This is a genomic window from Mucilaginibacter sp. P4_G9, from assembly GCF_056400985.1.
Genome location: NZ_JBFUKF010000221.1, coordinates 1 through 8,481, shown reverse-complemented (window position 1 = coordinate 8,481; position 8,481 = coordinate 1). Strand labels below are relative to the sequence as shown.

The 8,481-nt window shown below is 41.8% G+C and carries 5 protein-coding genes; all 5 read left to right on the top strand.

The genetic code is table 11. The annotated features are described in order from the left end of the window. A partial coding sequence (locus AC1DPZ_RS17405) for a SusC/RagA family TonB-linked outer membrane protein (protein WP_477405670.1) occupies positions 1-2,551 on the top strand: 2,551 nt, incomplete at its 5' end. Positions 2,552-2,580: 29 nt separating this feature from the next. After that, positions 2,581-4,554, top strand: coding sequence for a RagB/SusD family nutrient uptake outer membrane protein (locus AC1DPZ_RS17400; protein ID WP_477405668.1), 1,974 nt, complete (start codon positions 2,581-2,583; stop codon positions 4,552-4,554). A gap of 241 nt (positions 4,555-4,795) precedes the next feature. Next, on the top strand, positions 4,796-6,127 hold the full coding sequence (locus AC1DPZ_RS17395; protein WP_477405666.1) for a glycoside hydrolase family 88/105 protein: 1,332 nt from the start codon (positions 4,796-4,798) through the stop codon (positions 6,125-6,127). Positions 6,128-6,593: 466 nt separating this feature from the next. Beyond that, entirely contained in the window at positions 6,594-7,925 is a 1,332-nt protein-coding gene (gene lat / locus AC1DPZ_RS17390; protein WP_477405664.1) for an L-lysine 6-transaminase, read from the top strand. A 198-nt stretch (positions 7,926-8,123) separates the two neighbouring features. After that, positions 8,124-8,481: hypothetical protein (locus AC1DPZ_RS17385; protein WP_477405662.1), on the top strand; the 358-nt coding region annotated here is incomplete at its 3' end.

Genomic DNA, 8,481 nt, shown 5'->3' with positions numbered 1-8,481 from the left:
CAATGGGGTTATACAGATTACTACAAAAAAGGGAAAAGCAGGTAAGGTAACCGTTAATTATAGTGGCAGCACATCCTTTGATAATATATTAAGAAAGTTAAACGTATTTAATGGCCCCGATTATGCGCAGTTTAAAAGGGATGCTTATGTAGGGGGAAAATCATATAATCCGGGATTAAGTACCACAAGCAGCAGCCAGCGGTATTTTCCGGATCCTGCATCAGATTATAAACTTTTTGGTGCAGATCCTAACGTATTAGGTAAGGTTTTGGCCGGATATACCTTTACCAAATATGATCCAGCAAACGGCGTATTTGATGTAGCTACAAGGCCCACTACAGATGCCGAAAAGGCCTTGCTTTCCAGTTTAGGTTATCCTATACTGGATAATGTAGCTATTTATGATGCTTCCAAAGTATCTACCTATGACTGGCAGAAAAAGGCATTAAGAACAGGTTCAACACAAAACCACAACTTTTCCATATCAGGTGGTTCAGAAAAATTCAGCAATGCTTTTTCATTGGGGTACTTAAAACAGAAGGGGATTATACCCGGGCAGGATTATACAAGATATAGTATATCAAATAGTGCAAGTTTCAGACCCGTAAGCTATTTTTCTGCAGGCAGTAATATCACTTACGCCAATGCTATACAAAATACAGGTTCTGATATATATAGTGCGGCCTCGGGGCAATTACCTTTGGCCGAACCTTATGACAGCAACGGCAATTTTGTACTGTTTCCGGGTAATGATAGTAACATTATTAATCCTCTTAATGATGTTACCAATATCATTAATGAAAATCGCATAAGCCATTTGTTGGCCAACGTATACGTACAAGCTAATATTTTTAAGGGATTAACATTGAAAAGCACTTTTGGTGCCGATGTAACGAGTGTAAGAAACGGCACATTCAATGGTTCCATTTCCTCGTCGAGGGCTGGCGGCGCGGCAAACGCCTCTTTTAACACAAGTTCAAACCTAACCTGGACACTGCAAAACCAATTGTCATACAGTACTACTGTTGCAAAAAAACATGACATCAGTATAACCGCGGTACAGGAATCGGTGAAAGACCGGAGAGACTCCACCAATGCTTCGGCCGCCGGCCTTAACTATGAATCACAAAAATGGTATTCCTTACAAAACAATGCCACCGGGGTGGTAACCTATAAAGGAGGCTATTCGCAGTATCAGTTAGCATCATTTTTAGGAAGGATAATTTATGCATATAACGGTAAGTACATTTTAACTTTAGCAGAAAGGTATGACGGATCTTCTGTACTGTCCGAACAACATAAGGGTAAAGCTTTCCCATCAGGTTCTGTAGCCTGGCGTATCGACCAGGAAAATTTCATGAGAGCAGTGAGCTTTGTTGATCAGCTAAAGTTACGTGGTGGTATAGGTTCGGTAGGTAACTCAGGCATCCGGCCATATTTAACCAATGGTACTTTAAATTTATCCTACTATAATTTTGGTGTCAGCCCCGCCCAGGGTTACGCACCCAATGGTTTACCGCTCCCCGATTTAACCTGGGAAAAAACCGTAACCAAAAATATAGGCCTGGATTACGGTTTATTTAAAGGCCGGATTTCGGGTTCAATTGATGTTTATGAATCTAATTCAAATGAAATTCAACCGCAGAAATTACCTGACGCATCGGGTTATAGCAACATAACTGTTAATCTGGGCAAAGTAAGAAACCGTGGTATTGAGGTGGCCCTTTCTACTGTCAATATTAACCATGGTGGTTTTAAATGGACAACCGACTTTGTATTCTCTAAGAATAAAGAGGCTATTACATCGCTGGATGGTTCAGGTAATAATAACATTTCGAGCCAGTGGTTCTTAGGTGCCCCCATCAGGTCATACTACGATTATAAAAGGCAGGGCATATTCCAGAACAGCGATGCGCAGCCAGGTGGTATTTTATATGACTATTACTGGAAAAAAGCCGGGAACAAGGCCAATACCGCATTGCAACCCGGCAGGATTCGCGTACAGGATATGAATGGTGACACTACCATTACCGAAGCCGATAAAATGCTGCTGGGTTCGCCGAACCCGCAGTGGACCGGTAGTATTAATAATACAATTAGTTATAAAGGTTTTGAATTATCGGCCTTTGTGTATATCAGCCATGGCGGATTGGTGCGCGATCCACGCCCTTCGCTTGTTGGTCGCTATCAGTCAATACAGTTAAATTACTGGACACCAACCAACCCCTCTAACGATTATCCTCAGCCTAATCTCACCAGTGATATACCCCTTTATTGGCAGGCCAATGGTTTCAGAGACGGATCATTTGTACGGGTACGGAGTATTTTGCTTTCGTACCAGCTGCCGGCTTCTATACTTAATAAAATAAAGATGCGGAGTTTATCATTTTCTGTTAATGCGGTTAATCCCTTCTTATTTAGTAAATATAAAACCTACGATCCTGAAACAATGCCGTATTCAAGCTCATATCCTTCAAGCAGTACCAATAACCCCGGTCCTACATCATACAGTTACAGAAGTTTAGTATTCGGGATAAAAGCGGGCTTATAAACAATTGGTTATAATTAAAAGATAATAAAATGAAAAAATATATCATTCCGGTTATTGTACTCGTGATGAGTTTTGGCATCACATCGTGTAAGAAGTACCTTAAAGAAGATTTGGTAAGTACCCTTACACAGGAGTATTATAATACCGACCAGGGGTTGCAGGACCTGGTACGATCGGCTTATACCCCACTTCGTAATAAATTTGAAGGTGAGCAGGCTTATGCTTTATATAATTTTGGTACAGATGAGTTTATAGAGGGCGATCAGTTTAACTATGAATACTATAATAGTTATGCCGCAAGCCTTAACCCTGCCGAAGGTTTACTAAATGGTTTATGGGTGAATAATTACCAGGGCATCGGGCGTTGTAACCTGGGGATCCAGCAACTACCGCTTTTCAAAAGCACAACATCAAAAACATTGAGTACGCCGGCACAGGTTACCCAGCGCATGGCCGAGTTAAGGTTTCTGAGAGGGTATTATTATTTTCAGCTGGTACAGCAGTTTGCCGGCGTGCCCTTAGTATTGCAGCCAATTACAGGTAAGCAAACTGATTTTACGCGCGCTTCTGCAGCTGATGTGTATAAACAAATTATTAATGATCTTCGCTATGCGGCAGATAATCTTACTCCAACCACAACAGATCAGGGTAGGGCTACCCAGGGTGCAGCGCAACATTTCCTTGCCAAGGTGTACTTAACCCGCGGCAGCGCGGTTACCGATGCCCGGGGTCAAAAGCCAACGGATATGGATAGCGCGGCCTATTACGCCACACAGGTAATTAACAGTCCATACTACGCCCTTGAGAACGATTATATGAATATCTGGAACGGTGTTTATCCTGCAGGCTATCCAAAAGTAGTTACACCGGCTGTTGGTCAAAATGGGTCTGCGCCCTCCGGCGACATCAGCAGGTTCCAGACAGCACAAGCCAGTAAAGAGATCATTTTTGCGGCTCAGTTCATCAAAGACCTTACATTAAATGGCAGCAGCGGTAACCGTACACATGAGTATTACATTTGCCAGTATGATGTTGGCATCCCCGGTATGGCCCGGAATGCCGATAATTTTAACGGCAGGCCTTTTCGCCGTTTAGGCCCTTCAGATTATACTATAGATCTGTTTGACCGAAAAAACGATTCCCGTTTTTATAAAAGCTTCCGTACGGTGTTTTACTCTAACACCAACGCCGGGACACCTAAATTTAYAGCTGCTGATGCACCCAACCCATCATTGGCGGGTGCTTACAAATTTGGTATTGGTGATACCGCCGCGTTATTTATTGTAAACACCAAAAGCAATCCATTAACTACAACACAATTGACTAAATATAGGTATACCGTTTATGCCCGGTATTATACTACTACGCCTGGCGGGGCTATACAGCAGGGCTTTAACAACAACAAGTACCTTACTTTGGTAAAAATGCTTGATCCGGTACGTGTAACGAGTGATTATAATGAAGAAAGAGGAATACGTAACGGTATAGTTGCCCGCTTAGCCGAAACTTACCTGATTGCTGCCGAAGCCTATGGGCGAAAGGGTGACTATACCACCGCGCTAAATTATGTTAATAAGATACGGCAAAGAGCTGCCTATCATTCCGGCGAATTCAGAAATCCGCAAACTTATATGTTTGACGGCGGCACACCCGGCGACGTATCCGATACGTATCCGCAATTGATGGCTACTACCGATTTATTTACAACTAACGCGGCAAGTGAAAATTATCCGCCTACCGCAGTTGGTGCACCTGATCGCTTTATCCATTTTATGCTAAATGAGCGTACCCGTGAACTATGCGGTGAGTTTTACAGGTGGGAGGATCTGGCGCGTACGGAAACATTATATGACAGAACAAAACTATTTAACAAGGATGCTACAAGCATAGCGCCCAGGGATAAGTTAAGACCTATACCTCAGATACAGATTGATGCCACAACCGTAAATGGCCAACCCATGTCGCCCAGCCAAAAAAGTGGCTACCAAAACCCGGGGTGGTAAGCACTAACCACCTAAAAACACCTCAGACAGGAACATGCTGTTTGAGGTGTTGTGGTTTTCTTACTATCACACCAGAAAAGCTTTTGAATTTTGACTTAATGTTGCCTTGAAGAACATCTGATACCATAACTTTATAACCGATATATCAACCATGCCATTAATTACCGATTTAATGCTCCGATCTGACGCTATACCAGGCAGTTGCAGGCCTTTGCGGCTTGCTTTAAATTGCTGTATTGTTATGCTGTTATTACAAACTATCCCACATGCATCCTACAGCCAAAATATTTCTTCAAAAAACAATGATGCAACTACACCACTACATTTGCTTAAACCGGCTTATATAACCCCTTATGGGGAAACTAAACAAGCCGATGTTAAAGCTGTTCTGGATAAGGTATACCATTATTTGAATGAGGTTACACCTTATCAGCTAATTGACAAATCAAGCAGGCAGGCAATCAATAATTTCGACAACGTAAACTCTAATAGTGTTTTTGCAGCCGGCGATTTCAGACTAATAAGCTATGAATGGGGCGTAACCTATACAGGTATGCTGGAGGCAGGAACTGCAACCGGGGATAAAAAATTTACAGATTATACGCTAAACCGGCTCAGTTATATTGGTAACGCAGTTGCCGGCTTTAAAAATTACCTCAAAACCTCGCCACAGGCAACAACACCTGTAAAGTCTGTAATTACCCCCGAGGCACTCGACGATGCGGGGTCAATGGCTGCGGCCATGATTAAATCCGTAAGAACAGGGGCCGTAAAGCCGGATCTGCGACCGATAATTGATAACTATATCAGTTATATCCTGACAAAGCAATTTCGCCTGGCCGATGGTACGCTGGCACGTAACCGCCCTCACCCAAATACCTTATGGCTCGATGATATGTATATGAGCCTTCCGGCACTTGTACAAATGGGCGCGCTTACCGGCGACGGCAAGTATTTTGATGAAGCAGTAAAGCAATACCAATTGTTCAGCAAACGAATGTTTAACCCCGAACGCGGATTGTATATGCACGGTTGGGTTCAGGATATGGATCCACATCCGCAGTTTCATTGGGCCAGGGCAAATGGCTGGGCTATTTTAACAAGTATTGAATTGCTTGATGCGCTGCCACAGGGCCATCCGGGAAGAGCCGCGTTGATAGCAATGTTAAACAAACATGCTGCCGGCCTTGCACAACGCCAGGATGCAACAGGTTTCTGGCACCAGTTGCTTGACCGCAATGATTCGTACCTCGAAACTTCGGCAACAGCAATTTACGCCTATTGCTTTGCAAGAGCTATTAACAAGGGATGGCTGGATGCCAAAGCTTATGGACCGGCGGCTCTCCTTGCCTGGAATGCGGTAAGTACAAAGGTAAATGATAAGGGCCAGGTAGAAGGTACCTGCGTGGGTACAGGTATGGGTTTCGATCCTGCTTTTTATTACTACCGGCCGGTAAATAACTATGCCGCACATGGTTACGGTCCTGTTTTACTGGCAGGGGCCGAAATTTATCGCATGCTGCAAAACCACCCATTTGTAATTAATGACAGTTCAGTACAGGTACCAAAATAATATGGCCGGTTTAACTTAATGTGATTATTGAACAATATGGTAATTTGATGACCTGCTACTGTTACACATGTGGCGGGTTTTGAATTTTATTTCTTCGTCATCCTAAACACTTCAATTATAAATTAAACATGGTCTCGTACTGGGGGCACCACAAGCAACCGATGGCTTCCGTAATACCTGAGCTTAAGCCAAATACAAACCAGGACTATTTCATAAAAGATTTCAGGAAAAAGCTTTAGCGCCGACCAGGAATTATCTACGCCAAATACACAGCCTGCAATCTTTCCTAGAAACTTTTTTGATATAATTCCAAAGATTCCATCTTAAAATTTGGTGTACCAATTTTGGCTTTGGTACAAAAAGTAACTTTAAACAATTTAAAGTTACTTTTTTGCCAATCGGTTCAAAAACCGCCTAAATTTTGTTTTTTGGGGCTTTTTAGTAAATTTGTGTAAATCAAAAATATATGTACAACTTACTTATTTCACCACAAAACGTACAGGCTTCGTTACGGAAGCATGTACTTGCCGATGGCTTCGATCTCACTTTTGACATGGAAAAAAGTAAGGGTGTTTATATTTATGATTCGAAGAACGACCGCACCCTGCTCGACTTTTTTACCTGCTTTGCTTCGGTACCTTTAGGATATAATCACCCAAAAATGCTGAACGATGAGGAATTTAAAAAAAACCTGATGCTGGCTGCTTTAACTAATCCCTCAAACTCGGATATTTATACTACACAATACGCACAATTTCTTGAAACTTTTTCGCGGGTGGGTATTCCCGATTATTTGCCACATGCCTTTTTTATAGCCGGTGGTTCATTAGCTATTGAAAACGCACTTAAAACCGCCATGGACTGGAAGGTTCAAAAAAACTTTGCCAAAGGCTATACCAAAGAGCGGGGTTTTAAAGTGATCCACTTTGAGCATGCTTTTCACGGCCGTTCGGGTTATACATTAAGTTTAACCAACACCGTTCCCAATAAAACTAAGTGGTTTGCTAAGTTCGACTGGCCCCGCGTATCTGTACCCTACATGAATTTTCCTTACAGTGATGGTAATCATGAAGACCTGCTACAACGGGAACAACTTTCCGTAGCGCAGATCAGGAAAGCTTTTGAAGATAACAAGGATGATGTTTGTGCCATTATAATAGAGCCTGTACAATCTGAAGGGGGCGATAACCACGTACGTAAAGAGTTTTTAGAGAAACTACGGGAACTTGCCGATGAGTATGAAGCCATGCTGATATATGATGAAGTACAAACTGGGGTAGGTCTTACAGGTAAATTCTGGTGCCATGAACATTTTGGCGAAAAAGCAAGACCAGATATTTTAGCCTTTGGGAAAAAAATGCAGGTTTGCGGCATACTTTGCAGTAACCGGGTTGATGAGGTAGAGAACAATGTTTTTCACATTTCGTCACGTATTAACTCCACCTGGGGTGGCAGTTTGGTTGATATGGTTCGTTCATCAAAGATCATGGAAATAATAGAAGAAGATAACCTTTGCGACAATGCGGCTCAAATGGGCAATTACCTGCAAAACCAATTAAGCGATATTGCATACAGACTTCCGGTTATAAGCAATGTGCGGGGAAAAGGCTTACTTACGGCCTTTGATTTCCCTGATCAAAGCAAGCGCGATAGCTTCATTAATAAGGGATTAGCTAATAATATTATGTACTTAGGCTGTGGTGAAAAGAGCATCCGTTTCAGGCCCGCCCTTATTATTGAAAAAAATCATATAGATACTGGTTTAGAAATGCTGGAGAAAATATCTAAAACACTATAAATAGCTGTAATACTACCCTGTCTATCAGCAATCCACAGAAAAAAAACTTAATATTTAATATATGTTTTAATGACATCAATAGCCTTAACAGGGCTTAATTAATAATATAGCCTATTTTTTTACCAAAATAGGCTATATTTTTAATTATTATTCCCCTTAGATTTGTACTATCCTCATTCGTATTAAATCTAATTCATCATGAGCAAACATATCGAGAAATTAAAAAAACAACTTGTTGAGGTAGCAGAAGTTGTTAACTCATTTCAATCAGAAGCCGTACAGGTAAGAATTATCGACAGGCTACTGGATGTTATGATTGAGTCGGAAAAAGCAGACGCCGACGGGTCTGAGATTTTTAGCAAAAAAGGCCGTAAAATACGCTCAGACGATGAAAACCCTACAATGCCTGGTCRCAAAAAGCCGGGAGCAACTAAAATATTGAACCAATTGTTAAGTACCGATTTCTTTGATATCCAGCGTTCAATATCATCAATAGCCAATTATTGCAAAGATCAGTTTGACTCTGATTTTAAAACTTCTGAATTGTCTGGTATCC

What these genes read in the sequence shown, in the direction of transcription:
- AC1DPZ_RS17395 (WP_477405666.1), top strand. Translation starts at nt 4,796, where the DNA reads ATGCTGTTATTACAAACTATCCCACATGCATCCTACAGCCAAAATATT.
- lat (WP_477405664.1), top strand. Translation starts at nt 6,594, where the DNA reads ATGTACAACTTACTTATTTCACCACAAAACGTACAGGCTTCGTTACGG.